We start from the raw sequence: 20397 nt of genomic DNA, 5'->3' as shown, positions 1-20397 counted from the left end.
TGATTGGCTGGCGCAACCCTAGCGACAGTGCCTGAATTCCACGTAAGTTTTACAAATTCAATTTGGAGTGTCCTGTTGACCTTTTTAAGAAAACGGGGGCGTTTCAGCTCAGCTTCGTTTATTACTCAAGTTCGTTTGAGGAAGTTATTACAGGTGGTCTGGAATGGATTGGTCTCCCCAACAAGATGATGCCCTGACTGAAGTTGCGCGCTGGATGCGCTCACATGGCCCGCAGGTGTTTCGTTTGTTTGGTTACGCTGGTACCGGCAAGACCACTCTGGCGCGTCATCTGGCAGAAGGGTTTGACGGCGAGGTTGCCTTTGGCGCCTTTACCGGCAAGGCCGCGCATGTGCTGCGGCAGAAGGGCTGTGAAGATGCTTCCACCATCCACTCGTTGATCTACCGCCCCAAGGGCACCAAGAAAGACGATGATGATGAGGATGAAAGCCCGCAGTTTGCAATCAACCGCGATAGCCCTGCGGCAAAGGTTGATCTGATCATCATTGATGAATGTTCGATGGTGGATGAAGAGCTGGGCCGCGATTTGCTTTCCTTTGGCAAGAAGGTGCTGGTGCTGGGTGATCCTGCTCAGCTGCCGCCTGTGCGTGGGGGTGGCTTCTTCACGGAGGCAGAGCCGGATCTCATGCTCACCGAAGTTCACCGGCAGGCGAAAGACAATCCGATCGTGCGTATGTCCATGGATATTCGTGACGGTCAGGAGTTGGATTTCGGCCAGTATGGCGACAGCTCCGTGATTTCGCGCCGGGACATCGACAAGGAACGCATCCTTGCCTCTGATCAGGTGCTGGTAGGGACCAACAAGACGCGCCGGCTCTATAACAGCCGTATCCGCGACCTTAAGGGTATCACGACGCAGATGCCTTCTGTTGGCGATAAGCTGGTCTGCCTGCGCAACGATAAAACCAAGGGCCTGCTGAATGGTGGCTTGTGGGAGGTTTCCCGCCTGCGTCCGCCACGCGGTAACACGCTGCGCTTTGATGTAATGTCAGAGGATGATCTCTCCAAGAAGGCGATTAGGGTGAAGGTGCTGCCTGCGATGTTTGAGGAAGGTAGCGAGCAACTCCCTTATGCCATCCGCCGCCGCGCCGACGAGTTCGACTACGGCTATGCCCTGACCGTACATAAATCTCAGGGTTCTCAGTGGGATGACGTGGTGCTCTTCGACGAGAGCTGGGCCTTCCGCGAGCACAAGACACGATGGCTGTATACGGCTGTAACCCGTGCCGCGCAGAAGATTACGGTTGTTCGGTGACGGGAGCCTGTCTCCGGCTTTAAGCTGCAGAAGTCAGGGTGCTTTGGGCCCATAGTAGCTGCAATCGGTGCACACGTATTCGCAAGTGCGGTATGGCGATTGGTGACTATACCTGCCATTCGCCTGAGTGTAGGGCTCTCAATGTTTTACGTTCATCCTAGTTCTGATTGTGCGTGTTTCCAACAGACCTGAGGTGTAGACGGTAACCCATTAAAGCGCGGTCAAGGTATCCTATTGAAACAAAGCCGTCGTTCAAATCAGGTTTCCTTATGGAGTTTGGTTCCAGTGTACCGTCTTATCAATCCAGCTTCTCGAACTCCTGATTCATTTTTGCCGGAAACAATAGCTGATCCATCACCGTGCTTTGGTCGATATAGTTTTGGAAGTGCACCGCACAGTTTGTTCCGTCAGACAGGAGCACCGCATATTGGGCAGGGTCTTCATAACATGCCTGTTGGCCACTGCGCCCACGCAAAAATGGCTCAACTCGGTGCTGGTTACCGGAAATCGTGGCGCATGGGTAACCGCCCCAGCTACCCGCTGAAGTTATATGGCAATGACCGGCTACTATCTGGATGATTTCTGCTTTACTATCATGTAATACAGCCAATAACTTTTCCGGCTCCGACAGCCGGTAGGTGTCTACGGGCATTTGCAAAGCACATGGATTGTGATGCAATAAAATGATTACCTTCAGGCCTGCCGACTTGGCTTCAGCTAGGCGCTCCACCACCCAGGTGAGGCGTTTGTCGCAAAATCCGCCACGTGTCTTTCCCGGTTCGGAGCTATCGAGCATTAGGACACGATGTCCCTTGATATCCTCATAGCCTTCGATGAATCCATTTTCATCCTGCATAGGCTCCTTAGCACAACGTATATAGACATCGCGATCATCATGATTTCCTAATAGAACTCTCTGGGGCAGGTCGATCCGTGAGCGCAGGTTATCAAAGAGCTCATACGCCTTGACATCGGATTTCTCCGTAAGATCCCCTGCAAAGACACACAGGTCTGCATCCATGTGAAATGCCTGGACACTATCAAGCGCTGCATCAAAGCGGGGTGCTGTGTCCAATCCTCGTTTCACCTCGCCCCTTGGTAATAGGTGAATATCACTCATCACGATGAGCTTCAAAAGACGGTCACTATAAGTACTCATTGAGGAGTCCATTTCTGAAATGTCGAAATATCACTTATATATTTCAAATATTTAGTCTGGTGCAAGCTAGATTAATGAGCTAGTATCGAGATCTTCAATGGGCTCTGCAAACCCACCTCGCGTCCTGCTAATGTAATCACATAGATCCATGAGAAGCCGCCTATTAAGGTACATAGAATATCCTTTTCGCTGATAGCTCCAACCTTTGATAGAACAGATCAAACCGCAGCTCATGCCCCTCCCCGATAGGTTCATGATTTGAATGACACTGTATTTTAGTTTTGGTCAAACGGAGATGAGATATTACTTATATTGGTATCTTGAGTGAGTAACGTAATATTGCTTTGCAAGATAAAGTTCCTGAGCGTACGGGAGTCTCCGTTTTCGTAATTATTTATTATAAATTATAAAAATACTGAAGTAATTGGCAAGCCAATCTCTATATTATATTAAAGATAATTCTAATTAACAGTATTGAATAAGATTTATTGGCTTTGATTTGAGCGGAATTACTGCGTCATATACTAGCCTTTTTTGTAACTTAGCTGGTTCTTTGAGATAACTACCATGGATAACGGGCTAACGAAGAGGTCCGAATCCTTCTGCTTTGTGAGCAAGACTAAATAAAATCCAGGCAGGGAAGCATCTCCGCTTCCCATCAAAAACTAAGAAAAACAATGGATGCCACGAGGACTTCTTATTCTCCAAAACGGGGAAAGGTTGCGGGCTTTCTGAACTCGGAAAAGCTTGTCTGGCCCATCTCCATGTTTGGAACAGCCGTTGGTGCGGGCATATTGTTCTTGCCTATTCAGGCGGGGCTACAGGGAATTTGGCCGCTGATTATTATCGCCGTCCTTGCAGCTCCTTTAACTTATTACCCCCATTTAGCCTTTGGTCGCTTTGCCTTATCCTCGATAAACAAAGCTGCTGATTTCTCTGGCGTGCTGCAAGAGCATTTCGGTGCCAAAGTAAGTTTAGTGATTACCCTGTTTTATTTCTTTTCTTTGTACCCATACATATTGGTCTATGGCCCCTCCATGACCAATACGATTGACGATATTCTGGTAACACAATTGGGAAGCAGCCCCTTAGTCCGCTGGCAGCTTTCAGGCATAATCCTGCTTATAATGTTTGCTCCAACTTTCTTTGGCCTCAGGTATGTTCTGGAGGCCTTTAAGGTTTTGGTTTTCCCGCTCATTCTGGTTCTATTCGGTATCTCTATTTACCTCATTCCGCAGTGGTCCTTATCTGCGGTAGAGATTGGAAGTATGCCTAGCGCTGGAACTATCGTGGATCAGGTTTATAGGACGCTGCCGATAATGGTGTTCGCTTTATTTTATGCTCCGGCGATCCCGATAATGGCGTATGTGCTGCGGCATACCCACGGAGATAAGGCGGAGGAAGTATCTGATCGAACGCTGAAATTCTCCTCGATAATGCTGTTTGCATTTATGATGTTTTTCGTCCTGAGCTGCGTGCTAGCGACTTCACCCGAACAACTCGCTTTGGCAAAATCGCAAAATATTACCATTCTCAGCTTTCTCGCAAATACCCTCGATTTACCTGTTATTTCAGTGGTCGGCCCAATTATTACTATCACGGCAATTTATTCCTCGTTCCTCGCCTTCTATCTTGGCTCAAAGGAAGCCTTGACCGGGCTTTTGAAAGTGGGATCACCAGAGGTGGTCAATCTTGTTGGAGAGAGGAAAATCAGTGCTGTCTTGTTTGTTTTCTTCTTTGGAACAATATGGCTCGCGGCAATCATTGAACTGCCCTTAATTGGTGTAATTGGGGATCTGTTTGCGCCTTTCATTGCTATCATTTTATTCCTGCTGCCGATGTATGCCATTAGAACTGTCCCAGCCTTGGCCAAATACAGAGGTGCGCTGTCCAACATCTTCGTAACCATTGCCGGGCTTGTTACGGTTTCGGCGATCCTGAGGAACTTCTTTTAAACTGAAGCTGTGGGCGTTTTCCTTCACCACGCCGCGCTATTTCCTCATAATCTTTCCCTGTGCGTATTCCTCTATCGCACCTAGTTTTGCCCGCATTGCAGACCTACTGTGAGTACTCTGTTTTAACATAATCAAGAGTGCTGAATGTCTGATCTGACCTCTGTTGCTTCTTCCTCCGCTTCTGCAAAAGCGGGTGCGGTGCCTGCGGATATTGCATTGCGGATTTCCCAGCGAATTGCTGGAGAGATTGGCTGTGCGCCGGGGCAGGTGAATTCTGCGGTGCAGTTGCTGGATGACGGGTCTACGGTTCCGTTTATTGCGCGTTACCGCAAAGAGGCGACAGGTGGGTTGGACGATACGCAGCTGCGTACGTTGGAAGAGCGCCTGATCTATATGCGTGAGATGGAAGATCGCCGCAAAGCGATTGTGAAATCTATCGAGGAGCAGGGCAAGCTTACCGACGAGCTGGCAAAGCAGATTGCTGGTGCGGATAACAAAGCGACACTTGAAGACCTCTATCTGCCTTACAAAAAGAAACGCCGCACCAAGGCGCAGATTGCCCGTGAGGCTGGCATTGAGCTATTGGCGGATTTGCTGCTGGGTGATCCAAACAAGACACCTGAAAGCGCAGCTGCCAGTTTTATCGATGCGGAGAAGGGCTTTGCGGATACCAAGGCTGTTCTGGATGGCGCACGCCAGATCTTGATGGAGCGGTTCTCGGAAAATGCTCAGCTGGTTGGTAAACTGCGGAACTATGTGGCCCGTCAGGGGGCTGTGAAAGCGGAAGTTGTTGCTGGCAAGGAGCAGGAAGGGGCGAAGTTCTCTGACTATTTTGGCTATTCCGAGAACTGGAAGAACATTCCAAGTCACCGCGCGCTGGCGCTGTTGCGTGGGCGGAACGAGGGCGTTCTGGCGCTGGACCTTAAGGTGGATGAGGATGACGTTTCCGCCGTTAAGCCGGTTGAGCAGATGATTGCAGATGCGGCTGGGATTGAGAATAAGGGCCGTCCTGCTGATAAGTGGCTTTCTGATGTGTGTCGTTGGACATGGAAAGTGAAGATTGGCCTTCACGTTGAGCTGGATTTGATGAGCGAGCTGCGTGACAAGGCGGAAGAAGAGGCCATCAAAGTCTTCGCTCGGAATCTGAAGGATTTGTTGCTGGCGGCGCCTGCTGGCCCGCGTGCAACGCTGGGTCTGGATCCGGGTATTCGGACCGGCGTGAAGGTGGCTGTAGTGGATGCGACCGGCAAGCTGGTGGATACGGCGACGATCTACCCCTTCCAGCCACGCAATGACATTCAGGGCTCGCTTGCGACACTGCGGGCTTTGGTAGCCAAGCATGGTGTGAGCCTGATTGCGATTGGCAATGGGACTGCCAGCCGTGAGACGGATCGCCTAGCGGCGGATCTGCTCAAGGACATTCCGGCTGAGCATCGCCCGACTAAGGTGATGGTGAATGAGGCGGGTGCGTCGGTTTACTCTGCCTCTGCACTGGCGGCGAAGGAAATGCCGGACATTGATGTGTCGCTGCGCGGGGCGGCATCCATTGCGCGGCGCTTGCAGGATCCGTTGGCGGAACTGGTGAAGATTGAGCCGAAGTCAATTGGCGTCGGGCAGTATCAGCATGATGTGAACCAGACCAAGCTGGTGCGTTCGCTGGAAGGTGTGGTGGAAGATGCGGTGAACGCGGTTGGGGTTGACCTCAACACCGCATCAGCACCGTTGCTTGCACATATCTCCGGCCTGACGGAGAGCCTTGCGAAGGCGGTGGTTGAGTATCGGGACACGGTTGGTGTGTTCAAGAACCGCAAACAGTTGCTGAAGGTTTCCCGGCTTGGGCCAAAGGCATTTGAGCAGTGTGCGGGGTTCCTGCGAATTGCGGATGGTGACAATCCGCTGGATGCGTCCTCTGTTCACCCAGAAGCGTATCCTCTGGCTAAAAAAATCATTAAGGCGTGTGGGCGTGATATCCGTGAGATCATGGGTTCCAATATGCTTGGCTCTTTGGACCCGAAAGAGTTCACCGATGAGAAGTTTGGTCTGCCGACTGTGAAGGACATCTTCTCCGAGCTTGAAAAGCCGGGGCGTGATCCACGGCCTGAGTTCAAGACCGCCTCCTTCCAGGATGGTGTTGAGACCATGCAGGATCTTAAGCCCGGTATGATGCTGGAAGGGACGGTTACCAACGTGACCAACTTCGGTGCCTTCGTGGATATCGGCGTGCATCAGGACGGTCTAGTGCATGTGTCCCAGCTGGCGGATCGCTTTGTGGATGATCCGCATACGGTGGTGAAGGCGGGTGATATTGTGAAGGTGCGGGTTGTTGAGGTGGACATTGCCCGCAAACGCATTGGTCTGACCATGCGCAAGGACAGTGCGGATGCGCGCGAAAGTGCGCGGGAACGTCAGGCAGATCGTGGTGGCAACCGCAATCAGGGTGGTCGTCCGGGTGGCGGCAATCGCTCGAATGGCGGAAACCGTGGTGGTGGTCCTCGTGGTAGCAAGAAGCCAGCGGATACCAGCTCTGGTTCAAACAATGCGATGGCGGCGGCATTGGCAGCGGCGTTTAACAAGCCGAAGCGATAAGCTCGTATCCGATACAATTTCAGGGAGTTCGCCAGTCGTGCTGGCGGGCTCCTTTTTGTTTTCAGGCACCACATTAAGAGACTGGTAGGTCTTACCGAGACAACTGATTGTGTTTTGCTGCCAAACTGGCCAACAATCAAGCTGCATAGGGTTCTTTTCAGGAAGCTTTGGATGAGCAGCTTTTCCAGATCAGCGCGTGAAAAACGCATTTTCTTTCAGGCTGAAGATAAGGCGCGGCGTTGTATTGATCTGGTTATGGATCTTCCCGATAGCATTATCGAGAGCATCTTTATCGAGTTTGATGCAGCGCGCATTGCGCGGCAGGCGCGGCAGGCTGATGAGAATGTGCAGGCGTTCCACCGCGATCTTCCGCTTCACGGTGTGACTGTTTCTATTAAGGACATGGTTGATGAGCAAGGCGTAGTGACCAGCGCCGGCGCTGCCTTCCTGCGGGAGCGGTCGCCGGCCTGTGAGGATGCCAAGATTGTTTCTCAGTTGCGTGCTGCGGGGGCTGTGCCGTTTGGACGAACCAATTTGAGTGAGATGTCCTATACCGGCCTTGGGATAAACCCGCATTATGGGACGCCGCCGAACGTGAGTGATCCGCTGCGCATTCCCGGCGGTTCTAGTTCCGGTGGGGCGGTGAGTGTTGGGCTGGGTTTGTGCGATGCTGCGATTGGCACCGACACAGGTGGGTCAGTTCGTATTCCGGCAGCGCTTAACGGGCTTTATGGCTTTAAGCCAACGCGTGCGAGCATTTCAACCAGAGGACTTTTCTCGCTTTCTCCATCGTTTGACACGCTTGGTCCGATTGCGCGTTCGCTTGATATGTGCGCACGGATGTATGCGGTGCTTTCCGGCCAATGCCCGGCACCTCGCCGGATTAAGAGCCTTGATGGATTGCATGTGGGGCTTGTGGCTTCCCCAATGGCTGTCGGTCTGGATACGCAGGTCAGTGTGGATTTTGACCGGTCACTTCAGGCCATTCGGGATGCGGGCGGTATTATTGCGCCGGTCTCAGAGCCGGTTCTGTCGCATAGTGCAACCTTTTTCGGCACCATTTTTGGCTATGAGACCATGGCTCTGATTGGTGGCTATCTGGAAGGCCTTCGAGAGACGTGTGATCCTTATGTGCTTGACTGTATTCTTAAATCTGCGGAGGTAACCAGTAAAGACGTAGAGGAAGCCCGTTCTAAACGGGCAGAGGCCATACGTGCGTTCAAAGAGATGGCCTGCAAGTTCGATGTTTTGATTGCACCGACCGTTCCCGTCGTTGCGCCTCTATTTGATGATGCGCGTGATAATCCAGGTAAATTTGGTCCCCGCCTTTCGCAAAACACCAGTGCCGTGAACTGGGTAGATGGATGTGCTGCGACCATTCCGATGAACGCGCATGGCACGCCGGGAACAGGATTGATGTTGTTTGGACAGGCCGGAACGGATTGGCATGTGCTTGAAATGGCCAGCCTCATTGACAAGGTGATCTCTCCTGCGCGACTAAAGCACTGATAAACGCAGGAGAAGAGCCGCTGTGACCAGCGCAAAGAAGATTATTATTTACATTGATGCCGATGCTTGCCCCGTTAAAGACGAGGTTTACAAGGTTGCTGACCGCTATCGCCTGAAGGTGTTTGTAGTCGCCAACAGTTTCATCAATACGCCTCGGGATATGGATATTGAGCGGGTGATTGTGCCGGAAGGCCCTGATGTTGCTGATGACTGGATTGCAGACCGGGCTGTGCCGGGTGACATTGTTGTCACGCAGGATATCCCGCTGGCTGACCGGGTGGTGAAAGCAGGGGCGATCGCGCTGTCTCCAAAAGGAAAAGTGTTTGACGAGGCATCCATCGGAATGGCCTTGGCAACGCGTAACCTGATGGAAGACCTACGCAGCTTCGGTGAGCAGACCTCCGGTCCGCGACCATTCTCCCCCAAAGACCGTTCTCAGTTTCTGCAGAAGATCGACCAGATTATCCAACAGCTGAAACGTCAGGGATTTGCCGTGTAGCGTTTGGGATATCGGAGCACTGACGTGGTGCTGGTGTTCCGGGGTGTAAGTCAGTCAGGTTGCGCTGTGCAGCTCTGGATCCCGCATCGCGTTGCGCTTGTGCGGGATGACGGGGAGGGTGAGTGTGTAAAAAACTTATCCCCCTTGTGTTTTCTGGGCTTATCTTGGTTTTCGTGCCCACGCAATCGGGCAGGGGTGGACCGTCCATCCCTCGGCGTGGGTGGGGTTGGGCTACCGGCGCGAGGTAACGTATTGTGTCGGGAGGTCCGGTGAAGCGTCCCCTTTTGAGACCGCAGTGGTATAGGGGAAATGAGATCGTTCCGAAGGGCGTCCGGCGGTGGCAGGAAACTGCCAATGGCACAGCAATGTGTCAGTCACGTCTGTTCGAGAAGGAACCCGCGCGTTCATGATAAAAGACCCGGGCGAGGCGAGTAGCTGATGCCGAAGAAACTAATTTAACAAGTAGCGCAGGCAGAGCCTGTTCGCCTTGCTCCACCCGTCTTACGGGATTACCGCTTCAACACTGCATGGGAGACCATGTGGTGGTATTTGTGTTTGTTGAAACGGGACGTGTACCATAAAAAAACGGGCCCGAAGGCCCGTTTCAAATTCTGGTATGTGAGGCTTATTCGCCGCCGCGGTTGTCGCGGAAGCTTTTGCCGCCACCGGGTTTGCCCTCGCCGCGTCCACGACCACGACCTTCGCCACCACGGTAGCCACCGCCACCGCCGCCTTCACGACGACCACGGCCACGACCACCTTCGCCGCGTCCGCCTTCACCACGGTAACCGCCGCCACCGCCGCTACGGTGATTGCGTCTGCCACCCGGACGACCGCTGCTGCTGCGTTCTGGATTACCTTCAATACGGGTGATGGTGATTGATTTTTCACCAGTGCCGTTTTCTTTGACGGTTTCCAAGAAGGCATCTGCGAGTTTTGCGTCGAGCTCGAAGCGGCTGTCTGCATCAAAGATGCGGATGGAGCCGATGTCTTTCTTGGTGATGTGACCTGCACGGCAGATCATTGGCAGCAACCAACGTGGTTCAGCGTTGTGCTTGCGACCGACGTTGAGGCGGAACCAAACACCATTGTCGAAGTTCTTGCGTGGCTGGCGCTCTTTATCTTCGTTGAAGTTGGCGCTGGATGCCAGCAGTTCTTCCGGTGCAGGCAGACCCTGATGGATCTGACGCATGTAAGCTGCTGCGATCTGTTCTGGAGAGAACTTCTCGAGAAGCTCTTTCACCATATCCAGATCTTCTTCGCTCGGTGCTTCCTGCAGATCGGAGGACGCAAGGATGCGCTCGCGGTCTTTGTCGCGGATCTGCTGTGCAGTCGGAGCTGGGCCCCACTCTGCCTTCACCTTTGCAAAGCTCAGGAGGCGGGATGCAGTGCGACGGCGGGTGTGTGGGACAACCAGCGTACACACGCCTTTACGGCCTGCGCGACCAGTACGGCCAGAACGGTGCAGCAATGTTTCTGCGTTGTTTGGCAGGTCTGCGTGGATCACCAGATCCAGGTTTGGCAAGTCGATACCGCGTGCTGCGACGTCGGTCGCCACACAAACGCGGGCACGGCCATTACGCATGGCACCGAGGGCGTGGTTACGTTCGGCCTGACTCAGCTCACCGGACAGGGCAACCACTGCGAAGCCACGGTTGCCGAGGCGTGCGGAGAGGTGTTTGACCATCTCGCGGGTGCCGCAGAAAATGATGGTGTTCTGTGCTTCGTAGAAACGCAGGACGTTGATGATCGCGTTTTCGCGGTCGTTGGGAGCGACCTGCATGGCGCGATATTCAATATCGGTATGCTGCTCGCGGTTGGTGACTGTTGAAATGCGCTGTGCATCACGCTGGAAGCGCTTTGCAAGGTTTTCAATCTGCTGAGGAACGGTTGCGGAGAACAGCAGAGTGCGGCGTTCTTTCGGTGCTGCACCAAGAATAAATTCGAGGTCTTCACGGAAGCCGAGATCCAGCATCTCATCTGCTTCGTCGAGGACGATTGTGCGCAGTGAGGAGGTGTCAAAGGAGCCACGTTCGATATGGTCACGCAGGCGGCCTGGGGTGCCAACTACGATGTGTGCGCCTGCAGAAAGGTTGCGGCGTTCGCGGCGCATATCCATGCCACCAACACAGGTGGTGATACGCGCGCCAGCTTCGCCGTACAGCCATTCCAGCTCTCTGGAGACCTGGATCGCCAGTTCGCGGGTTGGCGCAACACACAATGCAAGAGGTTCGTTTGCCCGGCCCATACGATCTGCGTCACCCAGCAGTTCCGGCGCGATTGCGATGCCGAATGCAACTGTTTTACCAGAGCCTGTCTGAGCAGAAACCAAAAGGTCTTTGCCTTTCAGGTCTTCGTTGAGTACGGCGGTCTGGACCGGAGTGAGAGACGTGTATTCGCGCTTTTCTAGTGCGGTAGAAAGCGCCGGGGCAACCCCTTCAGGTATCGTCATGTAGTATTTCTTTCGAGGAGGGTCATTATCTGTAAAGCAAGAGCTTTGTTGCCCTACCCATCGCTTCCGCTCACTCATGGGGTCATGAGGCGGCAAATGGCAAGCGAGCTCTTTGTCTTCGTGGGCCTTGTAGTCTGCCTTGGTGGAAAGGTCAACGAAATAACAAAAATAGATATGAAAGGTACATGTAAGTTTGCAGTGTCTCACAGCCAGAAGCTTTGCAAGATTGGTGAGACTATCGGTTTTGGAGAGACATGTATCACTGTTTACGTGAACGGAAATTGGATGTTTGTCTTTTAGGTGCTGTCGAGGAATAGAGGGCTTTGACTATTAAAGTCAGCAGGAGGCGGGCTTTACTGCTTTGAATATTTGCCTTTTTTGTGGTGCGGAACTAAAGAGAGGCAAAAATCAAGCGGAGGCGAAATGGACCAGCTCTCAAACTTCATTGGTGTAATGCCTTCTTGGGTCGGCGTGATCTTTCTGGTTGTCTTTGTCTTGAGTGGCCGTCTGTTTCGGGATGCCTGGAAGGGGCAAGGGGCGAGATGGAAGTTGCGATGCTGGGTGTTCGGACTGATTGCTCTCATCAGTTTTTTGCTGATGGTTCTTGGCGTTTTCGACTTTGGTTGGGCGAGCAAATAACTTTATGGTTGCGGAAAACTAGTTTTAAGACCCTTGGGTTATCCTAGAGCTCACCTGGCAGAAGCCTGCCGGGTGCAACCTATAGGAGCCAAGAGAATGTTTGGGAAGCCATCATTGTTCAGACGAGGTGTTACAGCCAAGCTGTTTGGGCTGGCGTTCGGGCTCTTGTGCCTCTACCTCATCAGCTGGTTAAATCTGAATGTTTCCTTTGTGGTCCAGTTCGGATTGCTTCTGTGGTGCGTGACGCTTGGTGGTTTGGTCGCCCTAATCGGTCTGATCAATTATCACCCCTTGCTCAAGGCCAGTATGCCGAGCTGGTTCTCCGGTGGTTATGTCTGCGGATGGATGAACTTACTGCTGTGGCTGATTAGTGGAGACAGCTTGACGTCGATTGGGCAGGGGATCTTTCCAACGCTTGGAAGTCTGTTCCTCGGCATTGGGTTTGTTGTGATTGGCGTTCTGTTCGGAATTATTGCCGGGTTCTTTGCTAAGCTGTTTGGCGGTGAAGGGCCTGATGCGGCGCGCGACTACAGCAAGAACCCATAGCAGGCATGAAAAAGGGGCCTTGCGGCCCCTTAAAATATCTTGAAATGGTGCATTGTTAAGCTGCGCTGTGCTCTTCGATTGGCTGCTTGGATTTGCAAGGCTGCAGCTTTTCGCGAAGCGGGCTGTTCGGGTCAATTTCACGCTTACAGACGACGCAGTGGTCTGCACCTTCAATGGCGTTCAGGCCGCCACAGCTGCCAGTGATTGGCTTGTTTCTGAAAACGGCCCCAATTGCCATTCCTGCTACAATCAGGATCAGCATGATAAACGCGATGATGAAAGTTGCCATTTCGATATTCCGTTATTTCTCTGTCGACTGCTCGAATTTTCTAAATGCGCTGGACGACCGGGTAATGAAGTGGTCGCCTTCGCGCACAATGAAGAATGCGGCAATCCCTTCACGCTCCGCCAGAGCCATGCCTCGCTTGTCACCCATTGCCAGGAGAGCTGTTGCCAGACCATCAGAACGCATTGCATTGTCAGCAATTACGGTCACTGATGCAAGCTTGTGCGTGACCGGGCGTCCGGATGCAGCATCAATAATGTGTGAGAAGCGTACGCCGTCGACTTCCTTGTAAATGCGGTAGTCGCCGGAGGTTGCCATGCCCTTGCCGCTTACCCGGACAACGTGTTGAACGGTACGGGCACCAGAGTCCGGCTTTTCGATGCCGACGACCCAAGGTTCGTCTTTAGCGTTGTTGCCGCTGGTGACCAGATCGCCGCCGATTTCGACCAGATACTCGTCGATGCCGTTGTCTGCCAGAACAGAGGCGACCTTATCGATGCCGAAGCCTTTTGCGATTGCGGAGAGGTTGACAGTGGTGTCTGTGTTGACCTTGCGCAGTGCCGGTGGATCAGTCTCAAACTCGAGCATGGTGCTCATGCCGACGGAGTCCAGCGCGTTGCGGATCTCAAGTGGGCTTGGCTGCGGAGGAGTGTCCTGCTTGGTTCCAAAGCCCCACAGCTCGATGAGGGGGGCGAGGGTTACGTCGAAGTAGCCGTTGGTCAGGTTATGAATGCGCAGGGACTCCTGCATCACGATGCTGAAGTCGCGGGAAATCGGCGTCCATTCTGTGCTGGTGGAACGGTTGAAGCGGCTGATTTCCGACTCTTTATCCCAGTTGGACATCGCCTTGTTTACACCAACAAGAGCTTCGTCAACTTGCTGCTGCAATTCCTGCTCTGTTACAGAGGACGACCCTTTGATGGCTTTGACATTGTATGTTGTGCCCATGGTCTTGCCGTGAAGGATAATCTCCTCTCGGCTTTGGTCATTGGGTACACATGCTGTGACAAAGATGAGTGCGAGAGCTGTAATGAGGAAGCGCATTTCGGCCTCAGAGTTTTTTTCATTTCCCTGCGTAATCGGCCTATTCTAGTTTTGTGTCAAGTTAAATAGAGTTTGATACTGTGCCAGCTAAGATCAGAGATAGATGAAAACGAAGAAAATGGTACGTAGAACTGCGTGTATGTGAAAAGTTAGGGGAAAACTTATTTGAGAAAAATATTTCGCTAAACAGCATTGTTGCCGTTACGTCAATATTGCGAATCCCTATTGAAATTTGCGGTATATCAGGGTATTGGCCCGCATAAATCCGTAGGAATAGCTGACCGATCCGCACTTTAGTGGTATGCGAGCGGTTACTCCAAACCGGAGCCATGGATGAGTGATGTTCAGCAATGCTCGGGCTTTGTTGCTGAAACAGCGATCTGTGGGGGGATTTATCTCGGTTCGACTTTTCAAAGTCAATAATCCGCGTGCGCGGCATTTTGTACATAGCAGAATGACTTAGCAGCATTTACCCGCAGATATCCCGCAAACATCTATTGGTTGCCCTAAAGAAGCCTGACAGGGTAAGGGATGAAGATTACAAAAGGATTGGATCTACCGATCACCGGTGCTCCGAACCAGGAGATCCACAAGGGTCAGACGGTTCGTCGTGTTGCCGTGAATGGTGGGGATTACAATGGGTTGAAGCCACGGATGCTGGTTGCTGAAGGCGACCGCGTCGTAAAGGGTCAACCTCTTTTCAACGACAAAAGTTCTCCAGAAATCAACTATGTTGCTCCGGGTGCTGGTGTTGTTGAAGCAGTCAATCGTGGTGCACGGCGCGTTCTGGAAACCATCGTCATTAAACTGGATGACGGCAATGAAGAACAGATCGCTTTCTCAAAGTTTGAAAACAGCGCTTTGGCAACTCTGGACGCATCTGTCGTTCGTGAGCAGCTTGCCAAGTCTGGTCTTTGGACAAGTTTCCGTACCCGCCCATACTCCAAGGTTCCCGTTTTTGAAACGCAGCCGCGTTCCATTTTCGTAACTGCGATGGACACCAACCCGCTTGCAGCGGATGCTGGTGTGATCATCAATGCGAATGCTGGCGCGTTTGAAGCTGGGCTTCAGGTTGTTTCCAAACTTACCGACGGCCGCACATTCGTGTGCCATGCTCCGAAAGATAATCTTCCGGGTGCAGGCGTTGCTGGTGTGCAGATGGAAAGCTTTGAAGGTAAGCACCCAGCGGGTAACGCGGGTACTCACATTCACTTCCTCGACCCGGTTAACGAAAACAAGACAGTCTGGACCATCGGTTATCAGGATGTCATCGCAATCGGTAACCTGTTCCTGACAGGTGAGCTGGACGTTTCCCGCGTTGTGTCTGTTGCAGGGCCGCTGGCTTCCAAGCCGCGTCTTGTTACAACACGCGTTGGTGCGGATCTGACTGATCTGCTGGCTGGTGAAGTTCAGCCGGGTGTTCCGGCCCGTGTGGTTTCCGGTTCCATCCTCTCCGGCACGATTGCCGCTGAGCAGTTTGCCTTCCTCGGTCGTTACCACACTCAGGTGACGCTGATGGAAGAAGACCACAAGCAAGATGTCGTTGGCTGGGTTCGCCCGTTCATGACCAAGTGGTCCAACCTGAATGTGCATCCTTCCGGTTTCTTCCGCAGCAAGCTGAAGTTCCCGTTTGGTACCAACAAGAACGGTTCCATCCGTGCGATCGTTCCATTGGGTACCTATGAGAAGGTGATGCCGCTTGATGTTCTTCCAACCCAGCTGCTCCGCGCCCTTGTGGTGCTGGACACTGACATGGCGCAGAAGCTTGGCGCTCTGGAGCTGGACGAAGAAGATTTGGCGCTGTGCACCTTCATCTGCCATTCCAAGAATGAATACGGAGCTGCGCTGCGTGCAAATCTTGATAAGATCGAGAAAGAGGGCTAACCCGTGAGTTTGCGCGATAAGTTTGATCGTGTTGCGCCGCTCTTTGAAAAGGGTGGCAAATACGAAAAGTTTTACGCCGTCTACGAGATGGTGGACACTTTCATCTACACACCAAAAACAGTGACCAGCGTTGCGCCGCACGCTCGTGACCACGCAGACCTTAAGCGTGTCATGACCTATGTTGTGCTGGCGACGATCCCTGCGATCCTGTTTGGTATGTACAACACCGGCCTGCAGACAAACGCTGCACTGGCTTCCATGGGTATCACCGAGCCAGCAGGCTGGAGAGCGTTCATCCTCTCGCTGCTGGGTATTGGTTTCAACCCTGACAGCATCTTCGCCAATATGGCGCATGGTGCATTGTACTTCCTGCCGATCTACATCGTAACGCTTGCCGTTGGCGGTGTCTTCGAGGTGCTGTTCGCCATTGTGCGTGGCCACGAAGTGAACGAAGGCTTCTTCGTTTCTTCCATGCTGTACACGCTGATCCTACCCGCTTCGACGCCGCTATGGCAGGTTGGTCTGGGGATCGCGTTTGGTGTGGTCATCGGTAAAGAAGTGTTTGGCGGTACAGGCAAAAACTTCCTGAACCCGGCGCTTGTTGGTCGTGCGTTCCTCTACTTCGCTTATCCGGCAGCGATGTCTGGTGACACGGTGTGGACGCCAGTTGACGGCTTCTCCGGTGCGACTGCACTTGGTGTTGCTGCTGCGGACGGCATGCAGGGTCTGGCCAACAACGGTATCACATGGATGAGCTCCTTCATCGGCACCATTCCAGGTTCCTTTGGTGAGACCTCTACGATTGCAATTGCCATTGGCGGTGTGTTCCTCGTGAGCACCGGTATCGCGAACTACCGACTTATTCTTGGTTGTTTGGGCGGTATGATCGGCTTCACCTTGTTGCTGAACCTGATTGGCTCTGACACCAACCCGATGTTTGCAATGCCTTGGTACTGGCACCTTGTCACTGGCGGCTTCATGTTCGGTCTGGTGTTTATGGTGACCGAGCCTGTGACAGCTGCGATGACCAATCCGGGCCGTTACATCTACGCTGCATTGATTGGTGTGATGTGTATTCTCATCCGCGTTATCAACCCGGCCTTCCCTGAAGGTATGATGTTGGCAATCTTGTTCGGGAATATCTTCTCTCCGCTGATCGACTACTTCGTTGTGAAGGCGAACATCACACGGAGGATGAAGCGCCATGCCTAATGCTGAAAACACAACAGCTCCAAAAGGTCTGTGGGCGCGCTTCAATGCGATGCCTCTGGACTCCGCTCCGCGCACCATCACAGTTGCTGTAGCGCTGTGTCTGGTCTGTTCCATGATTGTTTCTGGTGCTGCGGTGATGTTGAAGCCTCAGCAGGAGATCAACAAGACACTGGATAAGAAGACCAACATCCTGAAGGTTGCTGGCCTTTACACAGACGGTGTTGACGTTGAGAAGGCGTTCAGCGCTTTTGAACCGCGTCTTGTTGATGTGGCAGCTGGCAAGTTCTCCAATGCCGCTGATCCTGAGACTTACGATCAGCAAGCTGCTGCTAAAGATCCGGCTCGTTCCATTGCTCTGGTCAATGATCCGGCTTCCATCAAACGTCAGGCAAAGCTGGCTTCGGTTTATCTGCTTCGTGATGATGCAGATCAGATCGAGCGCATAATCCTGCCGATCCATGGTTACGGTCTGTGGTCCACGCTTTATGGCTTCATCGCTCTGAATGCGGACGGCAACGAGATTTATGGTCTGCGTTTCTACTCTCACGGTGAGACCCCGGGTCTTGGCGCGGAAGTGGATAATCCGAAATGGATGGCGCAGTGGCCAGGTAAGCTGGTTTACGGCGAAGACGGTTCTGTTGACATTGGTGTCGACAAAGCTGTTCCAGCAGGCATTGATGGCTCCAAGTACCACATTGATGCGATTGCGGGTGCGACACTGACCTCCCGTGGTGTCGATAACCTCGTCAAATTCTGGATGGGTGATCAGGGCTTCAAGACCTTCCTCGACAATCTGAAAAAAGGAGAGGCGTAATGGCTGGCAAAGACTTCTCCATGCTCAAAGACCCGTTGGTCGATAACAACCCGATCACGCTTCAGGTTCTGGGCATTTGTTCCGCGCTTGCGGTAACCTCTTCACTGAAGGTTGCGCTGGTGATGGCGATTGCGGTGACGCTTGTGACAGCGTTCTCCAACTTCTTCATCTCTCTTCTGCGCAACCAGATTCCGTCTTCTATCCGCATTATCGTGCAGATGGTGATTATTGCGTCTCTCGTTATTCTGGTTGATCAGGTTCTGAAGGCGTATCTCTACGAGATCTCCAAGACACTTTCCGTGTTTGTTGGTCTGATCATCACCAACTGTATCGTGATGGGTCGTGCGGAAGCTTACGCGATGAAGAACCCACCAATCCCATCCTTCCTTGATGGTGTTGGTAACGGTCTGGGTTACTCCCTGATCCTGCTGCTGGTTGGTGTTGTTCGTGAGCTGTTCGGCTCAGGTTCCCTGTTTGGTGTGCAAGTCTTAGAGACCGTGAACAACGGTGGCTGGTATGTGCCAAACGGTCTGCTGCTGCTGCCACCGTCTGCGTTCTTCGTGATTGGCCTTCTGATCTGGGGGTTCCGTACGTGGAAACCTGCGCAGGTTGAGAAGCGCGAGTATAAAATTATGGAATCTGAGGGAGCTCACTGATTATGGAAGGGCTTCTTTCCCTCGCCGTAAAGGCGATCTTTATCGAAAACCTTGCGCTCTCCTTCTTCCTTGGAATGTGTACATTCCTTGCGGTTTCCAAGAAGGTTGAGACTGCGCTTGGTCTGGGTATCTCCGTTGTTGTTGTGCAGGGCCTGACCGTGCCAATCAACAACATCCTTTACACCACTTTGCTTAATGACGGTGCGTTGGCATGGGCAGGTCTTGAAGGCACTGACCTGCGCTTTCTTGGTCTGATCTCCTACATCGGTGTTATCGCTGCTGTGGTGCAGATCCTTGAGATGTTCCTCGATCGTTATGTGCCTGCGCTTTACAACGCGCTGGGTATCTTCCTGCCGCTGATCACGGTGAACTGCGCGATCATGGGTGGTTCTTTGTTCATGGTAGAGCGTGACTACAATCTGGCAGAATCTTCCGTTTACGGTATTTCTTCCGGTATTGGTTGGGCGCTGGCGATTACTGCGATGGCTGGTGTGCGTGAAAAGCTGAAGTACTCTGATGTTCCTGATGGGCTGCAGGGTCTTGGCATCACCTTCATCACTGCTGGTCTGATGGCCATGGGCTTCATGGCATTCTCAGGCGTGAAGCTGTAAGGGGGACGAGTAGATGCAAGACTTTACCTGGGGCATTACGCTCTTTACTCTGATCGTGCTTGCGCTGGTGATCGTCATTCTTATGGCACGCAGCAAGCTGGTTGCTTCCGGCGACGTTAACATCGAAATCAACGGTGAGAAGACCATTTCCGTTCCGGCGGGTGGCAAGCTTCTCAACGTGCTGGCGGATCAGAAGATCTTCGTTCCTTCCGCCTGTGGTGGCGGTGGTACCTGTGCTCAGTGCCGCGTGAAAGTGCACGAGGGTGGTGGTTCCATTCTGGCGACCGAGGAAAGCCATATCACTAAGCGTGAAGCACGCTGTGGTGATCGTCTTTCCTGTCAGGTTGCTGTAAAGCAGGACATGAAGATCGAAGTTCCTGAAGAAGTGTTCGGCGTGAAAAAGTGGGAGTGTACTGTTCGCTCCAACGAGAACGTTGCAACTTTCATTAAGGCGCTGGTTCTGGACCTGCCTGAAGGCGAAGATGTGAACTTCCGTGCTGGTGGTTACATTCAGATTGAAGCTCCGGCTCACAAGCTGAAATACACCGACTTCGACATTGAAGAACAGTACCGTGAGGACTGGGACAAGTTCAATCTGTGGCAGTATGAGTCCGTTGTGGACGAGCCAGTTGAACGTGCTTATTCCATGGCGAACTACCCGGACGAAAAAGGCATGATCATGCTGAACGTTCGTGTTGCTTCTCCACCTCCGGGCACCTCAGGCATTCCAGCCGGTAAGATGTCTTCTTACATCTTCAACCTGAAGCCGGGTGACAAGGTGACTATTTCCGGTCCGTTTGGTGAGTTCTTTGCTCGCGAAACCGACAAGGAAATGGTGTTTGTCGGTGGTGGTGCTGGTATGGCGCCTATGCGCTCACACATCTTCGATCAGCTGAAGCGTCTTGAGAACCGTGATCGTAAGATTACCTTCTGGTACGGCGCTCGTTCCAAGAAAGAGATGTTCTTTGTTGAGGACTTCGACCAGCTGGCGAAAGAGTTCCCGAACTTCACATGGCATGTGGCGCTTTCCGATCCTCAGCCAGATGATGACTGGGACGGCTACACCGGGTTCATTCACAATGTGCTCTACAACGAGTACCTGAAGGACCATGCTTCGCCAGAAGACTGCGAATACTACATGTGTGGTCCTCCAATCATGAACCAGTCCGTGATCAACATGTTGGTTGATCTGGGCGTGGAACGTGAAGACATCATGCTGGACGACTTCGGCGGTTAAGCGCTGAGATAGTTGAGAGAATTGAAAGACCCGGT

The 20397-nt window shown here is 52.6% G+C and carries 17 protein-coding genes; 13 read left to right on the top strand and 4 right to left on the bottom strand.

Features of this window, described 5'->3' with window-relative positions:
- Nucleotides 1–163 precede the first annotated feature (163 nt).
- Complete coding sequence (locus IE076_RS21760; RefSeq protein ID WP_189438897.1) at nucleotides 164–1273, top strand: ATP-dependent DNA helicase; 1110 nt, start codon at nucleotides 164–166, stop codon at nucleotides 1271–1273.
- 298 nt (nucleotides 1274–1571) lie between these two features.
- Here IE076_RS21760 and IE076_RS21755 read toward each other — a convergent pair whose 3' ends face one another.
- Nucleotides 1572–2432, bottom strand: a complete 861-nt coding sequence (locus IE076_RS21755) for a metallophosphoesterase (RefSeq protein WP_189438896.1) — start codon at nucleotides 2430–2432, stop codon at nucleotides 1572–1574.
- 677 nt (nucleotides 2433–3109) lie between these two features.
- Between IE076_RS21755 and IE076_RS21750 the strand changes: the two genes are divergently transcribed.
- The 4 genes from IE076_RS21750 to IE076_RS21735 all read left to right on the top strand — a co-directional run bounded on the left by IE076_RS21750 (nucleotide 3110) and on the right by IE076_RS21735 (nucleotide 8981).
- Nucleotides 3110–4387: an SLC5/6 family protein gene (locus IE076_RS21750; RefSeq protein ID WP_189438895.1), complete on the top strand. Its 1278-nt coding sequence runs from the start codon at nucleotides 3110–3112 to the stop codon at nucleotides 4385–4387.
- Between the two features lie 144 nt (nucleotides 4388–4531).
- Entirely contained in the window at nucleotides 4532–6973 is a 2442-nt protein-coding gene (locus IE076_RS21745) for a Tex family protein (RefSeq protein WP_209009394.1), read from the top strand.
- Between the two features lie 171 nt (nucleotides 6974–7144).
- Nucleotides 7145–8482 (top strand): amidase, encoded by a 1338-nt coding sequence (locus IE076_RS21740; protein ID WP_209009392.1) that lies wholly within the window; start codon nucleotides 7145–7147, stop codon nucleotides 8480–8482.
- Nucleotides 8483–8504: 22 nt separating this feature from the next.
- Nucleotides 8505–8981 carry a YaiI/YqxD family protein gene (locus IE076_RS21735; RefSeq protein WP_189438894.1) on the top strand — a complete coding sequence of 159 codons (477 nt, stop codon included), beginning with the start codon at nucleotides 8505–8507 and terminating at the stop codon, nucleotides 8979–8981.
- 625 nt (nucleotides 8982–9606) lie between these two features.
- Here the strand turns inward: IE076_RS21735 and IE076_RS21730 are convergent.
- Nucleotides 9607–11433, bottom strand: a complete 1827-nt coding sequence (locus IE076_RS21730; RefSeq protein ID WP_189438893.1) for a DEAD/DEAH box helicase — start codon at nucleotides 11431–11433, stop codon at nucleotides 9607–9609.
- A 423-nt stretch (nucleotides 11434–11856) separates the two neighbouring features.
- Between IE076_RS21730 and IE076_RS21725 the strand changes: the two genes are divergently transcribed.
- Nucleotides 11857–12072 carry a hypothetical protein gene (locus IE076_RS21725; RefSeq protein WP_189438892.1) on the top strand — a complete coding sequence of 72 codons (216 nt, stop codon included), beginning with the start codon at nucleotides 11857–11859 and terminating at the stop codon, nucleotides 12070–12072.
- 96 nt (nucleotides 12073–12168) lie between these two features.
- A complete protein-coding gene (locus tag IE076_RS21720) occupies nucleotides 12169–12618 on the top strand; it encodes a hypothetical protein (protein ID WP_189438891.1) in 450 nt (149 codons plus the stop codon).
- A 55-nt stretch (nucleotides 12619–12673) separates the two neighbouring features.
- On the opposite strand, the gene nqrM is transcribed toward IE076_RS21720, so the two are convergent.
- Nucleotides 12674–12907: a (Na+)-NQR maturation NqrM gene (gene nqrM, locus IE076_RS21715; RefSeq protein WP_189438890.1), complete on the bottom strand. Its 234-nt coding sequence runs from the start codon at nucleotides 12905–12907 to the stop codon at nucleotides 12674–12676.
- Nucleotides 12908–12919: 12 nt separating this feature from the next.
- On the bottom strand, nucleotides 12920–13948 hold the full coding sequence (locus IE076_RS21710; protein ID WP_189438889.1) for an FAD:protein FMN transferase: 1029 nt from the start codon (nucleotides 13946–13948) through the stop codon (nucleotides 12920–12922).
- Between the two features lie 531 nt (nucleotides 13949–14479).
- On the opposite strand from IE076_RS21710, the gene IE076_RS21705 reads away from it, so the two are divergent.
- Genes IE076_RS21705 through nqrF form a run of 6 tightly spaced genes read left to right on the top strand, consistent with a single transcriptional unit; the run spans nucleotide 14480 to nucleotide 20362 of the window.
- A complete protein-coding gene (locus IE076_RS21705) occupies nucleotides 14480–15832 on the top strand; it encodes a Na(+)-translocating NADH-quinone reductase subunit A (RefSeq protein ID WP_189438888.1) in 1353 nt (450 codons plus the stop codon).
- 3 nt (nucleotides 15833–15835) lie between these two features.
- Entirely contained in the window at nucleotides 15836–17044 is a 1209-nt protein-coding gene (locus tag IE076_RS21700) for an NADH:ubiquinone reductase (Na(+)-transporting) subunit B (RefSeq protein WP_189438887.1), read from the top strand.
- The gene (locus tag IE076_RS21695) at nucleotides 17037–17858 is read left to right on the top strand and encodes a Na(+)-translocating NADH-quinone reductase subunit C (RefSeq protein ID WP_189438886.1); all 822 of its coding nucleotides are present in this window, start codon (nucleotides 17037–17039) and stop codon (nucleotides 17856–17858) included. Before IE076_RS21700 ends, IE076_RS21695 begins: the two co-directional genes overlap by 8 nt.
- The gene (locus tag IE076_RS21690) at nucleotides 17858–18514 is read left to right on the top strand and encodes an NADH:ubiquinone reductase (Na(+)-transporting) subunit D (protein WP_189438885.1); all 657 of its coding nucleotides are present in this window, start codon (nucleotides 17858–17860) and stop codon (nucleotides 18512–18514) included. Before IE076_RS21695 ends, IE076_RS21690 begins: the two co-directional genes overlap by 1 nt.
- Before the next feature lie 2 nt (nucleotides 18515–18516).
- Nucleotides 18517–19125: an NADH:ubiquinone reductase (Na(+)-transporting) subunit E gene (nqrE, locus tag IE076_RS21685; RefSeq protein ID WP_189438884.1), complete on the top strand. Its 609-nt coding sequence runs from the start codon at nucleotides 18517–18519 to the stop codon at nucleotides 19123–19125.
- A 13-nt stretch (nucleotides 19126–19138) separates the two neighbouring features.
- A complete protein-coding gene (gene nqrF / locus IE076_RS21680) occupies nucleotides 19139–20362 on the top strand; it encodes an NADH:ubiquinone reductase (Na(+)-transporting) subunit F (RefSeq protein ID WP_189438883.1) in 1224 nt (407 codons plus the stop codon).
- The last annotated feature ends 35 nt before the right edge of the window (nucleotides 20363–20397 follow it).

Source organism: Pseudovibrio japonicus, assembly GCF_014651595.1.
GTDB classification, from domain to species: domain Bacteria; phylum Pseudomonadota; class Alphaproteobacteria; order Rhizobiales; family Stappiaceae; genus Pseudovibrio; species Pseudovibrio japonicus.
The sequence above is the reverse complement of the archived record's forward strand: the minus strand, read 5'-3'. Positions and strand labels throughout refer to the sequence as shown.

Bases quoted from the DNA above. Each gene is read 5' to 3' on its own strand.
- IE076_RS21760 (WP_189438897.1), top strand. From the start codon at position 164: ATGGATTGGTCTCCCCAACAAGATGATGCCCTGACTGAAGTTGCGCGC.
- IE076_RS21755 (WP_189438896.1), bottom strand. From the start codon at position 2,432: ATGAGTACTTATAGTGACCGTCTTTTGAAGCTCATCGTGATGAGTGAT.
- IE076_RS21750 (WP_189438895.1), top strand. From the start codon at position 3,110: ATGGATGCCACGAGGACTTCTTATTCTCCAAAACGGGGAAAGGTTGCG.
- IE076_RS21745 (WP_209009394.1), top strand. From the start codon at position 4,532: ATGTCTGATCTGACCTCTGTTGCTTCTTCCTCCGCTTCTGCAAAAGCG.
- IE076_RS21740 (WP_209009392.1), top strand. From the start codon at position 7,145: ATGAGCAGCTTTTCCAGATCAGCGCGTGAAAAACGCATTTTCTTTCAG.
- IE076_RS21730 (WP_189438893.1), bottom strand. From the start codon at position 11,433: ATGACGATACCTGAAGGGGTTGCCCCGGCGCTTTCTACCGCACTAGAA.
- IE076_RS21725 (WP_189438892.1), top strand. From the start codon at position 11,857: ATGGACCAGCTCTCAAACTTCATTGGTGTAATGCCTTCTTGGGTCGGC.
- IE076_RS21720 (WP_189438891.1), top strand. From the start codon at position 12,169: ATGTTTGGGAAGCCATCATTGTTCAGACGAGGTGTTACAGCCAAGCTG.
- nqrM (WP_189438890.1), bottom strand. From the start codon at position 12,907: ATGGCAACTTTCATCATCGCGTTTATCATGCTGATCCTGATTGTAGCA.
- IE076_RS21710 (WP_189438889.1), bottom strand. From the start codon at position 13,948: ATGCGCTTCCTCATTACAGCTCTCGCACTCATCTTTGTCACAGCATGT.
- IE076_RS21705 (WP_189438888.1), top strand. From the start codon at position 14,480: ATGAAGATTACAAAAGGATTGGATCTACCGATCACCGGTGCTCCGAAC.
- IE076_RS21695 (WP_189438886.1), top strand. From the start codon at position 17,037: ATGCCTAATGCTGAAAACACAACAGCTCCAAAAGGTCTGTGGGCGCGC.
- IE076_RS21690 (WP_189438885.1), top strand. From the start codon at position 17,858: ATGGCTGGCAAAGACTTCTCCATGCTCAAAGACCCGTTGGTCGATAAC.
- nqrE (WP_189438884.1), top strand. From the start codon at position 18,517: ATGGAAGGGCTTCTTTCCCTCGCCGTAAAGGCGATCTTTATCGAAAAC.
- nqrF (WP_189438883.1), top strand. From the start codon at position 19,139: ATGCAAGACTTTACCTGGGGCATTACGCTCTTTACTCTGATCGTGCTT.